17 protein-coding genes and 1 CRISPR repeat array are annotated in these 24,821 nt (G+C 37.9%); of the genes, 10 read left to right on the forward strand and 7 right to left on the reverse strand.

Features of this window, described 5'->3' with window-relative positions; all coding sequences use genetic code 11:
• The 5 genes from AX762_RS07240 to AX762_RS13150 all read left to right on the forward strand — a co-directional run.
• The coding region (locus tag AX762_RS07240) for a DUF2075 domain-containing protein (protein ID WP_143139319.1) at positions 1-913 on the forward strand (913 nt) is incomplete at its 5' end.
• Positions 906-1,244 (forward strand): nucleotide pyrophosphohydrolase, encoded by a 339-nt coding sequence (locus AX762_RS07245; RefSeq protein ID WP_071848483.1) that lies wholly within the window; start codon positions 906-908, stop codon positions 1,242-1,244. The genes AX762_RS07240 and AX762_RS07245, both read left to right, overlap by 8 nt.
• A gap of 351 nt (positions 1,245-1,595) precedes the next feature.
• Complete coding sequence (pglZ, locus tag AX762_RS07250) at positions 1,596-3,314, forward strand: BREX-1 system phosphatase PglZ type A (protein WP_071848484.1); 1,719 nt, start codon at positions 1,596-1,598, stop codon at positions 3,312-3,314.
• 33 nt (positions 3,315-3,347) lie between these two features.
• Complete coding sequence (locus AX762_RS07255) at positions 3,348-3,527, forward strand: hypothetical protein (RefSeq protein WP_071848485.1); 180 nt, start codon at positions 3,348-3,350, stop codon at positions 3,525-3,527.
• 302 nt (positions 3,528-3,829) lie between these two features.
• Complete coding sequence (locus AX762_RS13150; protein ID WP_083432865.1) at positions 3,830-4,549, forward strand: SEC-C metal-binding domain-containing protein; 720 nt, start codon at positions 3,830-3,832, stop codon at positions 4,547-4,549.
• Positions 4,550-4,659: 110 nt separating this feature from the next.
• Positions 4,660-6,936: a CRISPR direct-repeat array (repeat unit 36 nt; unit sequence GTTCCTTTATACCAAAAGATGAGAGAGTACCAAAAT).
• Positions 6,937-6,946: 10 nt separating this feature from the next.
• Here AX762_RS13150 and AX762_RS07265 read toward each other — a convergent pair.
• The 4 genes from AX762_RS07265 to cas9 form a co-directional block, all read right to left on the reverse strand.
• Positions 6,947-7,885 (reverse strand): hypothetical protein, encoded by a 939-nt coding sequence (locus AX762_RS07265; RefSeq protein WP_071848486.1) that lies wholly within the window; start codon positions 7,883-7,885, stop codon positions 6,947-6,949.
• A complete protein-coding gene (gene cas2, locus AX762_RS07270; protein WP_071848487.1) occupies positions 7,882-8,190 on the reverse strand; it encodes a CRISPR-associated endonuclease Cas2 in 309 nt (102 codons plus the stop codon). Before cas2 ends, AX762_RS07265 begins: the two co-directional genes overlap by 4 nt.
• A gap of 4 nt (positions 8,191-8,194) precedes the next feature.
• Positions 8,195-9,097: a type II CRISPR-associated endonuclease Cas1 gene (gene cas1 / locus AX762_RS07275; protein ID WP_071848488.1), complete on the reverse strand. Its 903-nt coding sequence runs from the start codon at positions 9,095-9,097 to the stop codon at positions 8,195-8,197.
• 176 nt (positions 9,098-9,273) lie between these two features.
• Positions 9,274-12,522 (reverse strand): type II CRISPR RNA-guided endonuclease Cas9, encoded by a 3,249-nt coding sequence (gene cas9, locus AX762_RS07280; protein WP_071848489.1) that lies wholly within the window; start codon positions 12,520-12,522, stop codon positions 9,274-9,276.
• A 228-nt stretch (positions 12,523-12,750) separates the two neighbouring features.
• On the opposite strand from cas9, the gene AX762_RS07285 reads away from it, so the two are divergent.
• The 4 genes from AX762_RS07285 (at position 12,751) to AX762_RS07300 (ending at position 19,847) form a co-directional block, all read left to right on the forward strand.
• A complete protein-coding gene (locus tag AX762_RS07285) occupies positions 12,751-15,297 on the forward strand; it encodes a DUF4268 domain-containing protein (RefSeq protein ID WP_071848490.1) in 2,547 nt (848 codons plus the stop codon).
• A 310-nt stretch (positions 15,298-15,607) separates the two neighbouring features.
• Positions 15,608-16,594, forward strand: a complete 987-nt coding sequence (locus AX762_RS07290; protein ID WP_071848491.1) for a Lin1244/Lin1753 domain-containing protein — start codon at positions 15,608-15,610, stop codon at positions 16,592-16,594.
• 139 nt (positions 16,595-16,733) lie between these two features.
• Entirely contained in the window at positions 16,734-19,115 is a 2,382-nt protein-coding gene (locus AX762_RS07295; RefSeq protein ID WP_071848492.1) for a hypothetical protein, read from the forward strand.
• Positions 19,116-19,337: 222 nt separating this feature from the next.
• Positions 19,338-19,847 carry a heme-binding protein gene (locus AX762_RS07300; protein WP_071848493.1) on the forward strand — a complete coding sequence of 170 codons (510 nt, stop codon included), beginning with the start codon at positions 19,338-19,340 and terminating at the stop codon, positions 19,845-19,847.
• Positions 19,848-20,000: 153 nt separating this feature from the next.
• On the opposite strand, the gene AX762_RS07305 is transcribed toward AX762_RS07300, so the two are convergent.
• A complete protein-coding gene (locus AX762_RS07305; RefSeq protein WP_177244062.1) occupies positions 20,001-21,752 on the reverse strand; it encodes an alpha/beta hydrolase in 1,752 nt (583 codons plus the stop codon).
• Positions 21,753-22,028: 276 nt separating this feature from the next.
• Positions 22,029-23,654: an alpha/beta hydrolase gene (locus tag AX762_RS07310; protein ID WP_071848495.1), complete on the reverse strand. Its 1,626-nt coding sequence runs from the start codon at positions 23,652-23,654 to the stop codon at positions 22,029-22,031.
• Positions 23,655-23,924: 270 nt separating this feature from the next.
• Between AX762_RS07310 and AX762_RS07315 the strand changes: the two genes are divergently transcribed.
• Positions 23,925-24,203: a DUF427 domain-containing protein gene (locus AX762_RS07315; RefSeq protein ID WP_071848496.1), complete on the forward strand. Its 279-nt coding sequence runs from the start codon at positions 23,925-23,927 to the stop codon at positions 24,201-24,203.
• Positions 24,204-24,332: 129 nt separating this feature from the next.
• Here the strand turns inward: AX762_RS07315 and AX762_RS07320 are convergent.
• Positions 24,333-24,821, reverse strand: a 489-nt coding sequence (locus AX762_RS07320; protein WP_143139320.1) for a potassium channel family protein, incomplete at its 5' end; no start/stop codon positions are given.

Here is a 24,821-nt window from a genome sequence, read left to right on the forward strand (position 1 = left end):
GTTTAGTCCTGATAACAAAGCGGATATCGTTTTAATTGATGAGGGACACTTGCTTCTCACCCAAGGTAAACAATCTTATAGCGGAAATAATCATTTAGATGATATTTTAGCTCGAGCAAAGGTCGTTATTTTAATTTTCGACAAAAATCAGATTCTTACTACTGAACAATATTGGGAAGAACATAAGCTACTTAACTACCAGGATAAAGCGTTGGAAAAAGAAAATTACATTGAATTAAGAAATCAAATAAGAATCAATTCCAATGAAGCCACCATAAATTGGATTAGAAATATCATCGATAACAGCACTGTTGCCAAAATTCCAAATGATGATAAATATGACTTGAGAATTTTAGATACCCCTGAAGAGCTGGAAAAATTGATTAACGACAAAGCAGCTGATACTAAGTATGGTTTATCACGCTTATTAGCAACTTACGATTGGGCCTATCACGCAAAAAACCTAGATAATAATAATCAATATTGGAAAGTTAAAATAGGTAAGTGGACTAAACCTTGGAATTTACTTGGCCATGAACCAAAAGAGATTAAAAAGAAAAATAGAGGGATGTCTTGGGCAGAACAAGAACAGACAATAAGTCAAGTAGGGTCTACATTTACCATACAAGGGTTTGATTTGAATTATGCAGGTGTCATTATTGGCCCCTCGGTAATATATAGAGATGGAGAAATCAAATTTAATCCAGATGCTAGTGCCAATAAAAAAGCCACACGAAATAGGACACTTGAAGACGGATCAAAAAAAGCATTTGGTGAACTATTCCTGAAAAATGAACTGAATGTACTACTAACCCGGGGTGTAAATGGTCTTTATATTTATGCTGTTGATAAAGAGCTCAGAGAAGCATTGCTTGAAGCTCAAAAACAAAAGGGAGAATCTATACATGGATGAAATAACTGAATTAATCACTTTAATTAATGAATTTCGCGATGAAAGGGACTGGCGTCAATTTCATAATCCCAAAGATTTGGCTATCTCGATATCTTTAGAAGCATCCGAATTGCTTGAAAATTTTCAATGGAAAGAGAGTAACGAAGCAATTCAGGAAAACAAAAATGACATTCAAAGAGAACTAGCGGATATAATAATATATTCTTTGATGCTAAGTTCTGATTTGGAGTTAAACATCGAAGATATAGTGAAAAATAAGTTAAAAGAGAATAATCTGAAATATCCTGTTGACAAAAGTAGAGGATTAAATAAAAAATATACGGATATTTAACTATAGATTTTATAAAATAGAATGAAATTTCTTGAAAAATCCTGAAACTATTTGTAATATCTTTCTATTATATTGTCGAAGGCTGTCAAGTTTAAGTTGAATCTAAGATTATTGATATCATTCAGATGACTTATGAATAAAATGAATTTGGAGAGAAAAAGAGTCGAATCTTATTTAGCAATAATTGATGGTTATAGTTTAGTATTCACATTTGAGCGGTTTGTATAATGGTTGTCTTTATATAATAATCAACACAACTGATGAATAAACAAGAAATTAACAAAACTCATTAAGAAGTAGTTAATAATACAAATTCCATTTCACAGTCAAAAGAATACTTGTGGGATTTGATTGAATATCTCCACAGTGATCGAAAATGACTGGGACTTTGCTGCTTTGCTACATGATTTGCCAAGTGAAGCACTGGCGGAGTGCGAAACCTTTAAATGGTTCGACAACGAACTCATCAAGCGGATTGTTCAGTCGATGCAAATCTACGTCAGCGAAAGTGACCGCCTATTACCGATGCTGGCAAAACGCCGCAATACAATTTGGTTTGACCAGTTTACTAGTAGCTATGCCTTCTTGAAATGGGCGATTCAGTTGAACCACCATACTGAAACCTTTGAAGAAGACTGGCGGGGAATGGCCGAGACTAGTGCTTTATGGCAGTATTACAGTGAACAGGGCTACCACGTCGATTCCGCGTACCGAAAAATGACTGAGACCTATGATGCTCTTCAGTCTGATCAAAAAGAAGTCCTACGTCCAGTTAAGGATCAGATGGAAAGACTTTATGTGAACCAGTATTTGAATGAGTTTACCACTAAATGGGATATGTACTATACAAACGCCCAGACCTTTGATGCTAATAAGCTGCAGGCTAACTTTTTTGACAATGAAGTGAAGACTTATTTAGGCAATAACCGACGCATTGTTGTCATCATCTCAGATGGCTTGCGTTATGAAGCAGGAAAAGAACTGTATTTTGACTTGACGAAAGAGAAGAAATTCAACGGAGACATGGACTGGATGCAAACAGAGCTACCGTCAATTACATCCGTGGGTATGGCAAGCCTATTGCCACATCATTCACTGCAGTTCCAGACGGACGGGACTGTCTTAGTCGATGACATGAAGACAAGTGGCCTAGCTAATCGTGAAACCATCTTAAGAAAAAACGGCCACCCTAAAGCTCTTGCTTTAAAATCAACAGATATTGATCAGATGACTAAAGAACAGCTAAGAGAGAAAATGGCGGGCAAAAAATTAGTTTACATTTATCATAACAAAGTGGATGCCATCGGAGACCACTTGCCAACAGAGAACGACGTCTTTAAAGCGACCAATGAGTCCATCAAAGAATTGAACCAATTGATGCACCGATTAACAAATGACGTCAGCATCAGTTCATTTTTAGTTACTGCTGACCACGGGTACCTGTACACAAGAAGTGCCATTTCAAGCAGCGAAAAAGTACCGGTCAATAGAGAGTTGGAAGCCTGGATCAAAAATAAACGGTTTATTTTATCTGAGAAAGAGGAAGACCATTACAGTGGACTCAGTTTCACTTTGTCAGAACGTTTAGACAACACCGGCTATATCACTGTTCCCAGAGGTATGAACCGTTTCGCTCTGCAAGGGGGCGGATACCAGTATAGTCACGGTGGGCATTTACCACAGGAAATGATGGTACCCTTACTCAGAATAAAAACAGATCGCAGCCGTAATGAGATACCAGAAGTCAATGTGTCACTGATCAGTCAGACACGGACGATCGCTAACAATATTGTCTGGTTATCGTTCCTGCAGACTGATCCACTTTCAGAACAGAAGAAAGAGAAACGGTTGAATCTCTACTTTGAAGACAGTAAGGGCAGAAAAATTTCCAACGAAATACTGCTTATTGCGGACAGAGAAAATAAGGCAAGTGACGAACGTGTCTTTACAGAAAAATTTGTCCTGCTCAATGAGTCATACAATCCACTGGATACGCATTACTTTGTCATGGAAAACGCGAATGACGAAGAGGATGTTGTTAAAGAACGATTCAAACTGGATTTAGTTTAATAAAGCATATCAAATAAAAAAACGAGGTACGAGATGAAAGAATCAGAAGCGGAAAATTATGAAGAAGTCGTCTTCGGCGAAAGCTACTATTTCGTTGCTGGTTATACCAGTGGCGTTGCCCCTTATGGCTTAACCCTGCAGGAAGCCATAGAACAGGGACTGCTGGATGAAGAGGATCAGCATTCCAATGAAGATTTTGATTATCCGTTTTAATAGCAAACAAGAAGACCTTCAACGTGGGATTATTTCCGGGCTGAGGGTCTTCTTGTTGATTTATGAAAGTTAACCGACAAGCAGAAATAACATGAACCGGGTACATTTTAACTATGTTATAAGACCGGGCATCTATGTCTATTGTATTGATACTATCGGTAAGAATGACACACATTTTTGCATATTCAGTATAAAAATGTTGTCCACTAAGTTCAAAAATTAATTATGACGAGTTAAAGATATGATGCACTGCAGCTAGCTTTGTGATACGATTTGTTTAAACCCTTATAGGAGGTCAAGGAATGAATTTACTTTCTCAATACATTGTTGCATTAAGCCATTTATACGGTGCCGTTCATAAAGAGGTTGTTGTTGACATTTACAAAAGCCAAAATGATGATGAAGTCAGGATTAAAGAGGTTGAGGAATATTTGAATAATCCTTCTGAAGAGATTGAAAAACACTTTGCTTTTTCGGTTGGTGACTATTTCGCTTACGAGGCCATTATGGAATTTGATGAATTAGATGAGTTACTGCAGAAACAATCCGGTAGACCGAGATATATCCCGGAAAAAAGCGAGCTGCTCAACTATATCGACTCATTCTATTTTGAAAAAACTGCAGCTTACTATAAATTATATGATTACCTTTTGAAGTATGTGTTGGACGGAGACGAAGAACGTACATCAGATATTTGTGAAGACGTTCAAGGCATGATTGAAGTGAATGCTAGCTTTAGACAGGTCATGTCAGTATTTGATCACATGCATGTTGACTTCATAGGTAAAAACCAAAGAGAAACGGTTAAACAATTAGTGAAAGTGCTGAAAAATAATGTGAGACTCTGGATAAATAATGGGTATACAAATAAAGAATTGAAAGAAATGGATTTTAGAGATTCAAGTAAGAAGATAAATAGAAATCAGAATAGCATGACAAAAAAATTAGGGCGTAACGATCCGTGTTATTGCGGTAGTGGAAAGAAATATAAGAAATGCTGTCTTGAGAAAAACGAGAAATGAGAGAACGTCAATAATAATAGAGAAATATGAGGTTATTCCAAAAGACTCAATCGATAATTACTTCGATTGAGTCTTTTGGATATTGTAATTACTCCGTGTATGGTTAGTTTGATTCTTTATACCAAAAGATGAGAGAGTACCAAAATAGGACCCTACGGAACGACACTAGAAAAATGGTTCCTTTATACCAAAAGATGAGAGAGTACCAAAATACCGGCCCTCACTTGCACTTCGAGATCTGGTTCCTTTATACCAAAAGATGAGAGAGTACCAAAATTACCTGGAAATTTATATTCGATGTAATACGTGTTCCTTTATACCAAAAGATGAGAGAGTACCAAAATATCGATGTAATCATTAATGTCGGTTAAATAGTTCCTTTATACCAAAAGATGAGAGAGTACCAAAATTCGAAAGCGAGTGTCTGATCGTAACGTCTCGTTCCTTTATACCAAAAGATGAGAGAGTACCAAAATCTTGTATAAATTAGATCCAAAATACGTGGAGTTCCTTTATACCAAAAGATGAGAGAGTACCAAAATAACCAATGCCATGTTTCTTGTTCAAAATCGTTCCTTTATACCAAAAGATGAGAGAGTACCAAAATCATAGTTAACGTAAGGCGCATATTCAGCAGGTTCCTTTATACCAAAAGATGAGAGAGTACCAAAATTTCGTGAAAAGAAGGCTGCTGAAAAAGCAAGTTCCTTTATACCAAAAGATGAGAGAGTACCAAAATCGACATCAGTTGGATTGATTTCTTTTTGCAGTTCCTTTATACCAAAAGATGAGAGAGTACCAAAATTGAGGATAGTGGCAAACGTTTGCCCTTTGTGTTCCTTTATACCAAAAGATGAGAGAGTACCAAAATGCGGCACAGCTAACATTACCGCGATACCAAGTTCCTTTATACCAAAAGATGAGAGAGTACCAAAATTCTGTGCTTTGTTTCTTATTTTCATACTTAGTTCCTTTATACCAAAAGATGAGAGAGTACCAAAATTGCTCTGCTAAATGATACCGTTTTTGTGCGGTTCCTTTATACCAAAAGATGAGAGAGTACCAAAATCCAACTTTCAATTCTTGCTAACCCGTCTTGGTTCCTTTATACCAAAAGATGAGAGAGTACCAAAATAGTCATTGCATTGCCGCAAATTGTGAACGCGTTCCTTTATACCAAAAGATGAGAGAGTACCAAAATTAACCTTTGACGTATCATCACTGACTGAATGTTCCTTTATACCAAAAGATGAGAGAGTACCAAAATGCCATCCAGTAATTGTAAGGGGAATTATTGTTCCTTTATACCAAAAGATGAGAGAGTACCAAAATATTGGTGGTGTAATCTGTTTCATCTGGGTAGTTCCTTTATACCAAAAGATGAGAGAGTACCAAAATCTGTCGTCTCTCCTTGTGCTGTTTGAGTCGGTTCCTTTATACCAAAAGATGAGAGAGTACCAAAATTTAATACGTTCTTTATCACTAAGTTCTTTAGTTCCTTTATACCAAAAGATGAGAGAGTACCAAAATAGCTCACTGTATTGGCATAGCTTCATAAAGGTTCCTTTATACCAAAAGATGAGAGAGTACCAAAATAGTGTTGCCGTTGTATACTTAAATTTGGTAGTTCCTTTATACCAAAAGATGAGAGAGTACCAAAATAGAAGTTATGTCTTACATCATTGTTATTTAGTTCCTTTATACCAAAAGATGAGAGAGTACCAAAATATGAAGGTGGTAAACGGCATGTCATAGTTAGTTCCTTTATACCAAAAGATGAGAGAGTACCAAAATTAAAAACTTCGCCATCATTTTATCGTTTTTGTTCCTTTATACCAAAAGATGAGAGAGTACCAAAATCAAGTATCTAGAAAGCAATGAAGCAGGAAAGTTCCTTTATACCAAAAGATGAGAGAGTACCAAAATACCGTCTGACGAATAACCACTTGTTGCATTGTTCCTTTATACCAAAAGATGAGAGAGTACCAAAATATGCGACTGTCTGCGGTTGCATTAAAAACGTTCCTTTATACCAAAAGATGAGAGAGTACCAAAATTGAAAAAATGTTCACTTGCCATTATTTTACGTTCCTTTATACCAAAAGATGAGAGAGTACCAAAATTGTTTATGCGATTGTAACGAATGGCGACGTGTTCCTTTATACCAAAAGATGAGAGAGTACCAAAATGAGTTGATCGGCCGACCCTTTAGAATCGACGTTCCTTTATACCAAAAGATGAGAGAGTACCAAAATACTCTGAGCCGTTACTATTAAATTCGGTGTGTTCCTTTATACCAAAAGATGAGAGAGTACCAAAATAGCGCTTGCAGTATGTGAAAGTTGTTACGCGTTCCTTTATACCAAAAGATGAGAGAGTACCAAAATGCCATCTTAATTATACCTCAGATTCAATTACAGATTCAATAAAATTTTTATATTCAGCAGGAATCCCACTATAATCAACAACAAAAGGCAGATGAGTGAAATAAATCATTAGAAAAACATAGATAAACTGCTCCAAGTTATCCACAGAAGAAAGGGACAATTTGATGATGTTATCACGGGTTTTATCCACAAGGTTTATATACCACTTCAAGCTATGATCAAATGCTTCTTCGTCAAATACAAAAGGTAGAAACCTGCTTATTAAGTCCTTATTTTTAATAACTATTGAATAGTTAATTATCTGATTATTATAAATTGTGTTAACAGGACCATCAAATGAATAATCACTTACGACAATAAAATGACTGGTTTGTTTCTGAAGATGTTCATTAAGTTTGACCAAGTCATTAGTATCTAAAATGTTTTCAGGAGTAATAAGAACAAATAAATGTCTTTTATCTGGAATAGATTTTTTTGTAAGCTTGATTTGCTGCAATATCTTATCCAAGGCATTTTTCTCATTACTTTTCCAAGTCAAGTGATCCTCAACAATCTTTTTCTTGAAATCATCTAGTTGAACGTTGGCAGAATAGCCTAGTTCTTCACTCAACAGTTCAACTTCTTCTTGTAATTCTTCCCAGCACTCAACCAGATTTTTATAATAAGGGGACAATTCCAGATAAGCATTAAATAATAACATCAATTTATCCTTTGAATTTTGAGTTTCAAAAGAACGATAATCATCCGAATACGATATGAGGTTCAGACAATAATCATTGACATGAATTTTTTCTTCGCTTTCAAAAATGTCATAGCTATGGCCATCGAACGTTCGCTTAATAAGCTCAATAACATAATGCCACATTAATATATTACCTTTTAACAAGGTAACTTTATTATCTACTAATAATGTCGTAGTCTTTGGATCAGTGATACGCCACTCCTTCATAAAATCACCATCGTATTATCTGATAAGGTCTGTTCGGTCAGTGTCTGATCTCCAACCAGCAAGTACATTTTATTGTACTGTTTCTCAGTTACGGCCATTGCACGTATCGATCCATGCTTTGGAAGGTTTTGTCTTAAAGTCATCATATAGGTATCCAATGCACTACGATTAGGAAATATCTTTGAATAAACTGAAAATTGAACCATTGTAAACCCGTTTTTTATCAAATACTTTCTAAACCTTGCATATGTCCGTCTTTCACTGCGTGTATTCATTGGCAAATCAAAAAATAGCATTAAACGCATAAATCTATATGGCGATCCCATTAGCTGGGTAAACCAGTAAATCAGGATTTTCTTCATCCATACTTTTTATAAAACTTTGGATGAGAAGTGAGATTGCATTTAAGATAGTCTGCTTTTGATTGCCAATCATAATTTTATTGTTGCTTATTAAATACACGAGTTTTTGCTTAGTTTTTAAGTCTAAATAGTCCTTTTCGTCCATTAAAACCGCTATCCACAAATCAATTATAGGTCTGAATGGTTCAATCAAATCATCTGCTAAATTAAACGCATTATACTGATTGTTATGTCCAATACCTAATGCAGGATGTAGCCCAGAAGCTATAAGACTTCTGGCAATAGTTGATCGCATAACAATGTATCCATAGTTAAGTCCAGAGTTGATGCCATCTAAACTATCCCGTTCTCTGATAAATGATGAACCGAATAATTCTTTGAAGTATAACTTGGCCGCGTGACCTTCACGGTTAGAATGATCTGCTGTTTGGACATTTTCGGCCAAACCATAAAGCTGATGAATGACCGGCTCGCTGCGTTTTAGGTGATGTAAAACAGAGGCCTGATTATAGATTTTTATTTGTATGATCTGTTTCCACATATCTTCTTTGATAGTGGGGGACCAACTGATTTGCTTTTTCAATATTTTGGATGACTGATGATGACTATGAGGAGATAAGACATAAGTGTTCGGTAGATGTTTTTCGTCACAAAAAACGAGCAGGATATGATATTTGGAAAGTTTATTAATAAGTCTTGCGGTAACAACCGTTTGCTGATTATCAACGATAATAGTATGTATATCTGAAAGAGGAATCAATACTTCTGATTCTTCTCGAACCACTTTTAAATTATCTAGATATAATTTCAGTCTGTCCGATTTTTCGATATACACGACACGCCAGCTCATATAGAACACCTCAATTCATGGATTTAGATACAGAAAAAGCCCCAATAAAGGGGCTTTTTGTGAATTCGGCATAAAGCCTTTTTTTGGTAGGTTCTCTCAACCTTTGGTATAAAGGAGTCCTCCGTCGAGGACAACTATATTATACCAAAACAATATATACATGTAAACCCTTTATTTTAAATTGCTGGGATTTTATTTTGAAAGTCTTCTTTCTCGGTAAAATGTTCGTTTCCTAATACATCTATATTGTATTTTTTTATGTTAAGTAAAGGTCCAATAGACGGCATTTGTTGTTCTTTAGTTCTAAAACTAATATCTTCAACTTCAAATCTATTTTCTCGAGGACTACTGTCTCCTCTAAATAGCTTATCGTAATATACCAATACTTTTTCTTTTTCACCTGTCTCTGGGTTTTCCATCTTCTCATACTTGCTATACGAAATACGATCATTCTTATAGAAACTATACTGGAATGAATATGAATCATCTATCTGTTTATAAGGAGCAGCAAGTCCTTCTTTACCGTAATATTTCTCTTTGTCTAAGACATAATGATCGTCTTCTTTTTTGAACCAGTTGTAGGGGACACCGAGGTACTTATATTTCCCATCATCATTCTGATACACATCGATTCGAATACTTTTACGGCTGAGAAGAACCACATCACGATTTGATTCTGGGTATTTATGCGAGATGTCCACGTGAACACCTAGTTTATTATCAAGGTATTTCAATCCTTTAACAGAGACTTTACCATCTTTTAAAATATATCCATGTTGATTTTTAAAATCTTGGAAGGGATTGTCCGCATGATTGTGTTCTTCCATGACTTTCAACACCAGTTCCCAGGTTTTAGGGTCATGTTGAGCCATCAGGAAACTTTCAGGGTCTTTGTCAATTCTTTTCTTTAGAGAATTGAACCCGTTTTTGTCTAGTTCATAAATATTTTTAACTTTGCCGACGACATACTTGTCACCGTCTTTTTCACGGGTTGAATAGAGTGTCTGTTTCGTCATCGTTCGGTTAGGTTTACGGTCCACTTTGTGTGAATACTTAACTTCACTTTCCATGTTTCTTAACCAGTGAATAAACTTAAGAGTAGGGGAGGAGAAAATTTCCTCCTTGCTAATAATTTCGCCGGTTTCTTTATCTACGACGATGCCTTCACGGTTAAAGTCAATTGACTTAAACTGTTTGAGTATAGGTGTTGTTCCGATAGCTGCCACGATCAAAGCATCGATTGCATGGTGCGCATGACTTTCGTCTCTATCTTTATGGAGTCGTGCACGTCGTCTTAAAGCAGAAGTAAAGCTTCCTCTAATAGATAAGACTTTTGTATCTATCTCATTGTTCATATAAAAAGTTCTTAAATTTGAAGAAAAACTACGCATGGCGTACTGCGTATCTACCAAATTACGATTAATAAAGTTTTTTTGTACTTCTTCATCGTGCTGAATATCTCTTTGTTCAAGTAAGTAATTCATCTTTTTCTTAGATATCTTTTTCGATTTAAATAAATTCGTACATTCAGCTTTAAAGGCATCAAAAGACCTTTTAGCCTTGCCGCTTTGAAAATATTGGAACGGTGTTAACTGACCTTTGTCCTGATTTTCTTGACGGTAGCATAGCACTTTATTTTGCTGGCTGTCATCAAAAGAGTAGGAAAGAGGGATAATATGATCGATTTCAAACTGATAGTTTTCTTTAACAATATCTTGAGGTAAGATATGTTTACCTGTGTAGATACACTTATAATCCTGACTATCCATCAGCTTCAAGGCCAGCATTTGTTTCCCACTCAGTTTTAAATCTTTCAATTCTTTTACTTCAAGAAGATCAGCCATTTTTTTCTCGAAATCACCTTGCTTTTTCTGGAAGTTCCGGTAATTCTGTTTTTCTTCATCACTGTTTTTTTCTCGAGCCATTTCGACAGCAACATAAGCTAATTCTCCATATTTTTTACGAACCGCATTGGTTATTTTTATTGCTTCACGGTGAGCACGTCGGGCGACAGTACTCAAAATTGCTTCATCGTCAAACTGTATCTTATTTCCAGACTGCAGTTGTTCCAGTCTGCTTTTTCCTAAACCATGATCCGTGAACAACACCATCTGATTTTTGTTTGTTTCCCATAGTTCAGGCAGAACGAGGTTGATCGCTTTTTTTGAAAGGGAATGATATTCTTTGAACGATGTATCATTGACAAGAGCAGCAGTAACGTCATTTAACGTATCCCCATAAACATCTACAAAAAGTTTTGATAACTGTTCCTCACGACGCGTGATGCTTTTCTCTGCCGTAAGAATCTCGGCAATCTGATCTAAAAGATCGATGTTCTCAAAGAAATCTTCAGGTACAGTCACATCATCTAAATCCTTACGTAACTTCTTAAAGCCAAGAAATTCAGTAAAGATAGGCGTATTCTTTTTCAAATCTAGACGGGCACCTTTAATGTCGAGTTCATCTGATAGTTCCAACATTTTAGCAATATTTTTCAAGGTGATTTTTTTGCCTTTTTTTGCATAAGTATCTATTAGATATCCTTTTTGCTCTTGAGTCAGTCCCTCATTCCCCCCCGATTCATCGCTAGGGTAGTGGAGGTTGTTCAGATCATTCAACAAATTAAACAATTCAGCCGTATACGCTTTTTTCGGAATACGATATTCTTCTTTGAAGTAAGTACCTCGTCCACGCATTTTGTTGATCATTGTCTCGTGCTGCAATTCGCCATTTTCATCAAAGAACCATTCCCCATAAGGAGTAGGTGATTTTTCTGATCCAGGACCTTCATAGTACTGACGTCGGTTATTAATAAAATCAATAATATTTTCTATAAAATCGTCATCTATTTCAGTATGGTATTCTCTTTGGGTTTCGAGTAAAGCTTTAGCTTCGTTAATATAGTCACTTGTCTTGAAACGATTGGTATGATCTCGAACGACTTCATTATTTTTCAACTTTTCGTATTGAATTTCAACAACATGCTTTTCTTCTAGTTTCTTGGCGTTACGCTTTAATTGCTCTTTCGTAGATAATTCACTGCCACTCGTTTTCTCATCTTCTTCAGGCGTGTCAATCGTCGTTCCGCGTCGTTTGATTAGGTGGTATAGAGCAGTAGCGAGTTCATTTTTTGAAAGCTCACGCGTTAAACCGACATAACGTGCGCGATACGGGTCAACAGAACCGATGCTGTTTAATGGAAAACCATTCGCTTCCAGAAATTCACCGGCTCGTTCCAAACGATGCTTGCGACGTCTTTTCAGACGTCTCGCTCCTCTAAAGTTACGGCGATCTTCATTCGCGTTACGTGTCGCTTCTTCAAATAATCGAACACCAGCATCGACCACTTCATTTGTATCTTTATCAATGATTCCCCAGCCGACACTTGAAACACCAATGTCTAGGCCTAACACTAAATTCGCCATTAAAACATCCTCCAATTATCATAGTATATATTTATATCATTGTATCATGAAAAGGGATTCAGATTAATAGATAGTTGAAACATTATTTATCTACATTACGAATAGTCTATTTATAAATTCCAGTATATATTGTAATAACTGCAGTAGTATCTTATACTTCAATTAACACGTTTTTATAGTATTTTGGCTGGTTTATTTATTCAATTATAGAAAAGGTAGGTGTTAATCATGAGCGAACTTGAATCATTTTCGGATTTGTTTCAGAATAAATTATTTAGAATACCGGATTATCAAAGAGGGTACGCCTGGAAACAAAACCAGCTTATTGATTTCTGGGATGATGTGATGCATTTGCAGGAGGATAGATACCATTATACGGGACTACTTTCTTTAAAAGAAATCCCTAAATCAGAGACACGTCATTGGACTGATGACCAATGGCTGATTCACAATAGAGGATATAAAGCATACCATGTAGTTGACGGACAACAACGATTGACGACATTCTCAATATTAATGAATGAGATTTTATCGTTTATTAAACAATTAGAAGAAAATGAAGAAAAATCTGAAGATGAGATCGTTATTAACTATGAAACTTTGGCATCCATACGCTCTAAGTATATTTCACAAAAAAGACCACCTCATAATATAGTTACAACCTTTTTGTTCGGCTATGAAATAGATAACCCTAGTGCTGAATATTTGATACACGAAGTTTTTGATGAGCCACATAGTGGGACATTGGTAGAAACATATTACACTAATAATTTAAAATTTGCTAAAACATTCTTTTCGGATTGTTTAGCTAATCTTTATGTACTAGAAGGAATTGACGGCATAGAAAATCTTTATCAGAAGCTGACCTTTCAGTTGATGTTTAATATTCATGAAATCGAGAAAGATTATGACGTCTTTGTAGCATTCGAAACCATGAATAACCGCGGGAAAAAATTATCTAACTTAGAATTACTGAAAAACCGCCTCATTTATTTGACTACTTTGTATGATAATAATCAGCTGGATGGTACTGACAAAGATGAACTTAGAAAACAAGTTAACAATGCCTGGAAAGAAGTTTATTATCAGTTAGGTAGAAATCAGAATACACCTTTAGCCGATGATGATTTTTTAAGAGCACATTGGTCTATTTATTTTCAGTATACGCGCAATACAGGTACGGATTATATTGATTTTCTTCTAAACAAATTCTCAGCATTAAACATCTACGACAAGCGCATTGTTTTGCTGGAAGAAGAAACAACTGAACCTATTACTGATGACCTCATAATTGAAGACGATACTGAAGAAAATTATGAAGAGACGCCTTCAATCAATGTGAGTAAATTGTCACCACTAGAAATTCGATCGTACGTTAATAGTTTGAAAGACGTCTCTCAATACTGGTTTTTGACGCATTTTCCTGAACAAAGTGATTTGAGTTCTGAAGAGAAAATATGGTTAGAGCGATTAAACAGAATTGGAATAGGTTATTTCAGACCTATTGTAGCTCTATCTTTACTGCCTGAACTAAATATTAAAGAGGATGAGCGAGTCTCTTTATTCTCAGCTGTTGAGCGGTTTATCTTTATTTGTTTCAGAATGGGCGCTTTACAATCCAATTATAGAAGCAGTTACTATTATAGAGCAGGCCGGTCTCTTTACAATGGGGAAATCAACGTTCACGATATTATACGTTCATTAAATCAGACCGTGAGTGAAAATTTAAATGATGTCTTGAAAAATTTTTCAGCTAAAATGGACACGCGTTTCTCAAAACATGACGGCTTTTATTCTTGGAAAGATTTAAGGTATGTTCTTTATGAATATGAGTATAAAAAAGGGGAACAAACGGGCATTCAAAAAGTAGGGTGGAAGCCTTTTACTGTAGTAGAAAAAGACAGAGTATCTATTGAACATATCCTTCCTCAGACGCCAACCAAATGGTATTGGAGAAATCAATTCAGGAAATATTCGGATAATGAGATAAAATTACTGTCTGGATCTTTAGGAAACTTGCTTCCGCTGTCTCAAAGTGTCAATTCTTCAATGCAGAATGACAGTTTCCCAGACAAAAAATCTCCTCAAACTATTGGTCGAAGAGGGTACAGAGATGGCTCCCATTCAGAAATTAAAGTATCTAATGAAAATGAATGGAATGCCGATACTATTCTCGAACGAGGTATTACATTATTAAAATTCATGGAAAAACGTTGGGATTTTTCCTTTGAAAATAAAAATCAAATGCTTGATTTTTTGCATATTGATTTTGTTAAAGATGACAGAGAAGATGTTCCAGAGATCCCTGAAGAAATTAGCTTACCTCTTGATGATAAAGATATCGCAGAAATGACAACTTCTGAATTCCAACTAGATTTTTGGACACGGTTTACTAAATACTGTGCCGAATTAGGAAGAGATGCAGACATTGCTACTCAAAGCCCTCAACCTCAAAATTGGTATGACGTGAAAATCGGGAATAGAAACTATCATATTTTCTTTACTGTTACTAGTCGTGACAAACTGCGTGTCGGCATATACATCTATACCGAAGAAACATTTTCGTTATTAGAACGTTACAAGGACCAGATAGAAAAAACAGCTGGTTTCGAGTTAGAGTGGTACATAAGTGAAGATACTAGCGTTGCTAAGCGTGTACTACACTCAACGACCACTGATTTGTACGACAGAAATAATCATCATCAAAACTTCAACTGGCTTATTACACATTTTGATAAACTTAAAATAGCATTGGACACTGTTGAACCAATTTAAAATGTTAATATAAAGAATTGCAAAATTCCATCAAAAAGGTCTGCCTGTTTTATAAGAAACTCATGATGGATTAATTTCATATATAAAACAATAAAGTATTAGAGCAACCGCTCTAATACTTTATTGTTTTATATTGTCCCATTTAATTGTGTTAGTTTAGATTCCCTCCAGTTATTGAACGCTTTTTTTTGAAATTTCTGTGGGCTTTTGAATTAGGCTTGATTGAAGGTGACACATTCAATTTTTATTTCGTTATTAATAAGAGGAAGATTATTCCCTAAAATAAACTGACGAAAAGAGAGTGTTTATTATGGCGCGACCACTACAAACTGGCTTAACTTATTTTCCACTTGATGTAATGTTTGATCAGGACGACAAGATTGCTTTGACCGAATCTGATTTTGGACTCGAAGGCTTTTCGGTTATCGTGAAGTTGTTAATGAAAATTTATTCCGAAGGGTATTGCTACCATTGGGGTGAAAAAGAACAGAAACTCTTTGCCAGAAAAGTGGGTGTCGATGTGTCTACGGTAATAGCCGTTGTAGAAGCCGGCCTGAGGTGGGGCTTATTTAGTTACGCGCTGTTTGATGATTACGGTATCTTAACGAGTCGTGGCATCCAGAAACGTTACTTCGAAGCTGTAAGCAGACGAAAAGACGTTCACGTCATTAAGGAGTATGTACTTCTGACAGAAAAGGAAGCAGCGAAGTATCTTAATTTGAATATTGTCTCACTTTATCCTGAAACACCAGTCGAAAGAGTAGGTGTCACCACGCCTGCTGGTTCAACTGAGTTAATGTCGACATTAACTACACAAAGTAAAGTAAAGGAAAGTAGAGTAGAAGATAGTAAATCATCAGAAAGTGAAAGCCAACGATTAGAAACCGACGATGATGATTTTTCAACTCTTTTAGAAGCTTACAAGTCAAAAATCGAATCCCCGACAACACAAGTTGAAAAGCAGTTGAAAAACTGGCTGACGATCTTTAATAAAGAAGTTATTACAGAAGCAATCACGCGGACACACATGAACGGCAAATCCTTCAGTTATTTAAACGCCATCCTTACTGACTTCATGCGGAAGGGTGTGAAGTCAATTAAAGACATTGAAACCTATGACGATTCTTTTAAACAACGACAGCAGTGCTTTAATAAACACACACCCCGTCAGGAATCTTTGCCAAAATGGGTGTCTTCAGACTATGAAGTTAATGACGAACCCGTTGATGAAGCAACGGATCAGAGCTTTCGCGACAACCTGGAAAGAATACGAAACAAAAAGCAAAATAATGTTTAGGCAATAGATAATTATATTTAGAACCCTTATACATATCTACTAATCACAAGATAATAGATGTATACTAAATATATAATAAGAGGAGTTTAATAATCTATTGATCGAAACGATAAAATCATATAACTGGAGGGCAATAATTATGAGTGATAACAATGTTTTACAAGTTGAACTACAGCAAGAACCTGTTAATGGCTATGATTCAGAATTTGATTTCAATAAAATAATTTATGACTTGGACAGTAATATAGATTTGCTAACCAGTCAAGCTGATACATACGATTATTTAGTTTCAATAGGTAGTGGGCTATTAAGCGGGGTTCTCGACATCCTTTGGGTTGGTGAGTTCGATTTAAAACGAGGCCGTAATATTGCCAGTGATGAAGTGGATAACTTTGTCATAAAAACAGCGAAAATGCTGGGATGCAAAAATGAAGATTTACAATCATCTGTTAGATTTCTCGAAAATAAATTTCCGATTCCCAGTGATGGCAATACCCCCGATTTTGGTGGAGGTCTGCAGCACCATTTGCGTGATTTTGCTCATCATCCTACCGTTGCCGGACTAATGTTTTCAATCCTTACGCAGTTTACAAACCAATCATACGGAACAGACACCATTGGACATTTTAAAGTATTAGATGTTACAGATAGAAGTAAAGCTTTCATTGGGGATGATGTCCCATCAAAAATATTCAAAGGAACGATTACTTGGTTCTTTCATCTTGTGAGTGACATGGCTGGTTCAAGTAGTTCTGCAGGTTATAGCGGTGGAACCGGAATACCTGGCCCTTTACTTTCAATAGCTAAAGAACTATCTGTGCTTCCGCTTTTTAAAAATTTAAATATCGGTGATAATTCCTTATCTAAGTTTTTGTCAAAACTCTTTAATGGAACTTTACTCGCTAATCGAGATGATTTCGGTAACATTATCAAAGGTGAAGAATTAAGATTTGATTTACGTGGTGAAATGGGCCTTGGTATTGAAGCAGGACGACAGACCCTTCCAGTAATCGCAAATGAGTGTATCGTCAGAAGTTTTTATTTCATACGCCACCTTGCATTAGAAATACAGGATAATGATATTCAAACGATTCCAGATTTAAAACAGATTGACTGGGAAAATGTAAAGCCTCATAATAATCCAACGATAGCCAGAATGCTTACTATTGCAACCGGTGTATTTACTAGTATTGATGTCGGAGAAGCAATCCTTGCTCAAAAGTACTGGGTATCTATTAATTACGTGGGTGTAGGACGGTTTGCCGTTGCTATCGGTGAAGATGTTACTTGGTGTATGAAATCTCGAAAAATCAAGGAAATAAGGACTATGTATAAGGATATCCAGCAGTATGCATACGAAAAATCGGATGATAATATAAATAGAAGGATAGGTACCGATATGACTAGCGATAATTTTGGTTTAACCGTCGAGCAAATAGAAATTCTTTACAATCTTGAATACTATAAAACCTTGAATGACATACGACTGACTAAAACACCTCTAAATACTCAAGACATCAAACTACTAAAGCATGGATGGCTTAAAGAATGGAAAGATTATATGTCAAAAGGGTTCTCTAGCTTCTTGCAAATTGAGGATGCCGAACTTCACTGGTATACCGAGCAGGAATTAATTGATAAAGTCGAGGGAAATACTCCACAAAGTACGTGGTTCAGATTAATCTTGCTTGAAGCCATGCTCTTTGAACCCTATTATCCGCTCGGACTTGGGCAAGATAAAAAAGAGAACGATATCCCCAGTAAAAAATACAAGAATCTACAAAAAGTAGTTAATGGATACAAAAAAGCGACGGGGGATGACTATATTGATTCATTTTTCTCTGGAAGCTATTACCCAAAAGATTATATATCAAGACTGCGTAGATGCTATAACAAAGTCATAAGAGACCTTAATGAAGTTCTCAAAACAGTAATGCAAACTTTATCAATCACCTTATTCGTAACAATTTTAGCAGTTGCCACAGCTGGTGCATTTGCTCCGTCAATTGCAGTTGCCTTAGTCGGATCTAATTTTGTTGGACTGAGTGGAGCCTCCTTAACAGCTGCATCTCTTGCTTATCTTGGGGGCGGAGCAGTTGCCATCGGAGGTGCTGGGATGGCCGGAGGAACTATTGCGGTTGTTGGAGGAGGAGCAATTCTAGGTTTAGGAGTGGGAGCTGGTATTGGCGGTGCAGTAGGGACTGCCGGTTTACTTGGAAAACGCCATACCATTATGCAATCTGCAAAGCTCCTTGTTTCAGTTAGAGAAATATTTCTAAATGACGAACATGATATTGACTATTCAAATACTGTCTTTGAACAATATGTTCAAAAGATAATGGCTATCCAAAAAGGTATTATTGAATTAGAACACAAAGCTGACGATTCTAACAGAAAAGATAAGAAAAAACTTCTTATTGAGATAAAAAATGCTGAAGAATCTGCTAAAGCAATGATGATCGTAAAAAATAATATGAAAAAGTTTATAAGTTCGTTTGAAGTGGGCTTAGACCAAGAATAGATTTTGAAATTCATCAACGTTTTCGGGAAGCCATCGAAACGGAAATCAACTGACATAAAACCATTGTACCCTGTGCGTCTTTAAAATGAATGCTCTGAATAATCAAAAATAATTCTCTCATTAAAATTCACCACAAATCCTGAGACATAATTAATAAGCCTATCGATTATTAATGGTAAACTGAAAGTAAACTGTTTTACTTTAACTGAATGGAGTGAGCATATGAGTAAATATGAAACACCTGATTATGATCTCGTGCTGGAAGATGATCCATATGAGATAAGGAAATATGTTGATTTCTATATGGTCGAGTATGATAATCGCGACGACCCGAAAATCGACAAGGGCTTTGGCACGTTGTTCAAGTATATATCCAGTGACAATAAAGAGAACGAAAAGATCTCAATGACCATTCCTGTCATCAAAGAAGAAACTGACGAAAACATGACCATTGCTTTTGTTGTACCGGAGAAGTACTGGGGTAATATCCCCGAACCGAATAATCCGAATCTGAAAATCGAAAAGTTCGATGAAGGACTATTTGCGACCGTTCGTTACTCCGGAAAAACAAGCAAGGCCAAAGAGTCAAAAATGAAGGAAAAGCTGAAGGAATGGGTAGAGGGGAAAAGTTATGTGAAGCAGTCCAATTACATGGTAGCTGTTTACGACGGCCCCTTAACACTTCCCATGCGCAGAAGAAACGAGGTCTGGGTCCGGATAACTGATGTTTAAGCATACAAAAAGTGTCACTGGCAGATCAGATTAGAATTTGATCTGTCAGCGGCACTTTTCTGTCTGTTCATATCATTTAAATGACCTGAATAATTCATACTTTTCATTGAAATATTCAGGTCAAAAATAGCCAAGACTTATTAAACATAAAATCTATTGGTACTGATACATAAACCTTTCCATATAATAGATAAAGGTTTGATTATAAAAACCAGGAAAGTACAGATCGCTCGCATGTTCGCCATAGGGCATCCAGATGACGGCGATTTCCGTGTTGCCTTTTTCAAGATAAGATTCTCTGAATAGTTCTGCTACTCGTGGGGCTACAAGGCCGTCTTTTTCCCCTTGATATACCAAAGCAGGCGGACTGTCTGCTTCCACCATCAAGGCTGGATCGACCAGTTCAGACTCGCCACCAATATTTCGGTATTGAGATAGACCGTTGGCAGGATAAAAAGGAATGAGCCCCTTAACAGTAATTCTATTATCTATTATATCGGTGTAGTCGCCACTGGACGATCCCAATGCCACCGCGCTTGCCAACTGTCCACCTGCCGAAGCACCTGAAAGGAAAACCGAGTCGATATTCGCTCCATACTCTTCATGGTTATCTGCCAGGTATGTCGTAAACAGTCCTAAATGGCGCACCATATCGTCTATTGAAAAATCCCCGGAGACTCTATCAGGGACAGTCAGAAACTCGACAAACTGATCCTGGTTATTCAAGCCATACTGCACATCGAAAACGACATATCCCTGACCCGCAAAGTATTTGTTCACTTGGGCAAAATTCTCGGTTCCTTTGTCACCTATATCCCAGCCGCCTCCATGGATACGAATGAGGGTGGACCGTTCTCCCGGCAGGTTAGCTGCATCTGCAGGGGGCGTATACACATCGAACCGCAGCTCCAGTCCCGCATCCACGCCCTCTGTTCCTTCATAAAATAGGACATCCTCCGTAAGGTTATAATCTTTTGAGGAGATGCCAAAGAAGTAAGCTGGAATCGAAAAGGGCATCTCTTTAAACGCAGGAACGTCTGCTCCGTAGGTTTGCCATTCATCCCCAAAGGACTCGGTGTAATTTTTTTCAGCTTCATTCAATAAAGAAGGCATAAATACAAACGGTATAGCAAAAAGGACAAACAGGTTGATCCCTAAAGAGAAAACCACATAACTCACAAGCGAGTTCCACTTAAACATCGTAAGCTTTAGTAAAAGACCCGCAATACTGAGGAAAATAAAACTGTAAAACAAGCTGTACTGGGAAAGCAGGATTTCGGCTACCCCGACATTGATGTCCGTGATCGTGAGAATGACCATTAAGGCACCGATAAGTAGAATAAAAGCTAGAAGGACCAACAGGACTCTTCTGGCTGCTTTCCTTGTTTTCTTTTCTGGTCGGTCAGCTGACAGGGTCGTCCTTGACTGTCGATCTGCTGTACGTATGAGAGGAACACGGGTGATCGCGGCTCCAACTACCAACAGCAGCAGAAGAATGCTGATCGACAAAATACTTCTGGATGATTCATACGTAGGGAGAACCGAAGCAGCCGTGTTTGAAAGCATCACGACCAGCAAACCGATACTCGACAATAACAGATAAGTGATATCCAGTTTCCTGTAGCGGCTGCCAAGCACACTGGCGACAGTATTACCCGTCAACGTCACGATCAGTATCAGCCCATAACTGTTCCAAAAGACGCTCTCTCCGGGAAAGAAGCTATAGACAATGCTCAGTAACAATGAAAGGATGTTCAGCATAAATAAAGACTTGAAAAAACGGTTCATTTTCTCTCTCCTTAACTCGATGATTTTTTTGAAGTAGTGATCCGCGGTGCCTGCTGTCATCTCAATTTTAGTCAATAAGGGCATAAGTTGCAACACATCTGGTTGCAGTCGGTACATGATAAATTTCAACATTTAGTATCAAACATCCACACTTCAAACAAAATTGGTCTTTGGAGTTTATTAAACGATAAGTATTCCAGGTGCATTGTATCTGGTATTTCAATGAGGCAATGTCCTTGTTGGATAATGATGACGGCTTATTTTTATTGTTTTAGTTCGTTCCGTGCTTATGATGAGACGAAATGAAATCTGGACCAGGATCGAAAAAGTGTACCAGACAGGTTGGTCGACCTGCCGGATACACTTTTTTGCTGCATATAATTATTGATTTTACTATCTGTACTGATACATAAAGCGCTCCATGTAGTAGAGGAAGCTCTGACTGTAAAAGCCGGGGAAATACATGTCACTCGCATGAGACCCGTAAGGCATCTCGATGATGGCGACTTCGCTGTTGCCTTTTTCAAGGTAAGCCTCTTTGAAGTTTTCAGCTACCTGTGGTTCCACCAGGCTGTCATTTTCACCCTGATAGATCAATGCCGGTGGACTGTCTTGATCCACCAGCAGTTTCGGATCAACCAGGGCCTCTTCGCCGCTTAAATTTCGAAAACTGGCCAGATCATTTGCCGGATAGAGGGGGATGATGCCGTTGACAGACATCCTGGAATCTATAATGTCCGTGTACTCCCCGCTGGATGACCCCAGCGCCAGCGCGTTCGCCAGATGTCCGCCAGCCGAACCGCCGGAGATGAAGACGGAAGCGATGTCTGCGCCGTAGGTCTCGTGGTTATCCGCCAGGTAGGTCGTGAAGAGTCCCAAGTGTCGGACCATGTCATCGATCGAGAAATCGCCGGAGACTTCCTCAGGGGTGGGAATGATCCCGACAAACTGTTCCTTGTCATCCAGGCCGTACTGTACATCGAAGACGACATATCCCTGTGACGCAAAGTATTTGTTGAACTGGGCAAAGTTCCCAGCTCCTTTGTCACCAGAGTCCCAGCCACCACCATGGATCCGGATCAGCGTGGACCCTTCGCCGGGCAAATCTGCCGCTTCCATTGATGGGGTATAGACATCGAAGCGCAGCTCGAGGCCGGCATCCACGCCTTCCGTCCCTTCGTAGTACAGGACGTCTTCTGTAAGCTCGTAGCCTTCTGAAGGGATCCCAAAGAAAAAGGCCGGGAGGGAAACGGGTAGATCCCGAAAAGCAGAGACCTTTTCTCCATGCGTCTGCCATTCATCCCCAAAAGCTTCCGTGTAGTCCGCTTCGGCTTTATCGAGCAGGGACGGGAGGTAGAAGAACGGCAGGGCAAAAATCAGAAACAGGAAAGCACCGATGGCTGAAACCAGATAGCCTTTGAACGAGCGCCACCGGACTTCTGAAAGCTTCACATACAGACCGGCAATGCTCAGGAAAATGAAACTAAAGAACAGACTGTACGGGGACACAACGACTTCGATGATGCCGACACTGAAATCCGTAACCAAAATAAAGGCCAGTAAAACACCAAAAAACAGGAGCAGTCCTAAAAACACTGTTGTGATCTTTCTGCTTGTTTTGCTTGTACCCCTTCCGGACAGGTCAGCTGATGGTGTCACGCGATCTTTTTTATGTAGAAACGGTCTGCCCGTGATCAGCGCGCCATTGATCAGCAGCACCAAGAGCATCACGTTCGAGAGGAGACTTCTGGATGATTCGTTGGTCGGGGACACTGAAGCGAAGGTGTTCAACAACAGTACGCCCAGCAGGCCAAAACTCGAGAGCAGCAGATACGTGAGGTCCAGTTTCCTGTGCCCGCTGCCTGAAACACTGGCCAGGATATTGCCGGTCAGCGTCACGAGCAGCAGGATGCCGTAGCTGTTCCAAAACAGACTCTCACCGGGGAAAAGGGTGTATATCGTCCCAAGTATCAGGGACAGGCTATTCATTAGAAATAAAGACTTGAAAAGGCGATTCATTTTCTTCCTCCTTCACTTGACGACGTTTTATGCTTCGCAGCTAAAAAAACCTGTCATCCTCTTAATTTTAGCCAAGTAGAGGGGAACTTGCAATCAAGCGGACTCGAACCGACCGTTGCGCAGGCAAATCCGTCTTGACCGAGCGCTCATACTTTATTTGAACCGGCGTGTCGGGGTATACTGAGCGAAAGAGATGAAAGGGAAGCGAGTCGTTCGGCTCGCTGTCGTTCATTACTTTAAAGAAGACATTTCAGAAAGGAAGGATACAAAATGAAAGCTGTATTAAAAGATATTGTGCTGGCAGAAAGTGACCACACCGAGGTCGTGGAGAAGAACCAGTATTTCCCCAGAGAAGATGTCAAGGTCGAGTACCTGAAGAAAAGCGACAAGCAGTACACCTGTCCCTGGAAGGGTGAGGCAACGTATTACCATATTGATACCGGAGACGAGCATATGGATAATGGGGCCTGGTCGTATGAGGATCCGAAAGAAAAGGCAAAAAACATTGCCGGACATGTCTGTTTTGAGAAAAAACTTGTGATGGAGTAAGCTTACATTTAACAGCAACAAAAAGCAGAGCAGTCGCTCTGCTTTTTGTTATCTTGAAAAGGATAGGAAATGTGACTGATATTTCGATGAAGCAACGTCATAGTCGGAGAGTGATGACTAATTTTTTCGTTAGCCTATTTCATTCCGATCCATTTTTTCAAGTAGTTGGGTGATTTTAATATTTAGTTCTTTTATTTCCATATTCTGATTTTCAATCTTATCGTCGTTATTGTTCATGAAAAAAGAAGTAATAGTGCTCGTTAATGCTCCAAATATGCCTATTCCAGTTAACATTAAAACAACTGCAATTAGTCTACCGATATTTGTATAGGGAACAATATCTCCGTAGCCAACTGTAGTGGACGTAACAAAAGCCCACCATAATGAATCTATGAAATTAATATTCTCGACTACTGAATACACTGTGGCTCCAATTAACATAATCACTCCGGCAACATACATCATATAAACAAACCCGTTTGTCTGAAAAAACACTTTTATATGTTTAGTCAATCTGCCGATTGTTCCTATAACTCGAGTTAAACGAGATAATCGAGTGATTCTTAATAGTCTGGTTAATCTGAACACAGCAAAAACAGAGTGAAAAGGTATAATGGC

Origin of the sequence: Alkalibacterium sp. 20, assembly GCF_001885615.1 — a bacterium.
Taxonomy (GTDB): domain Bacteria; phylum Bacillota; class Bacilli; order Lactobacillales; family Carnobacteriaceae_A; genus Alkalibacterium.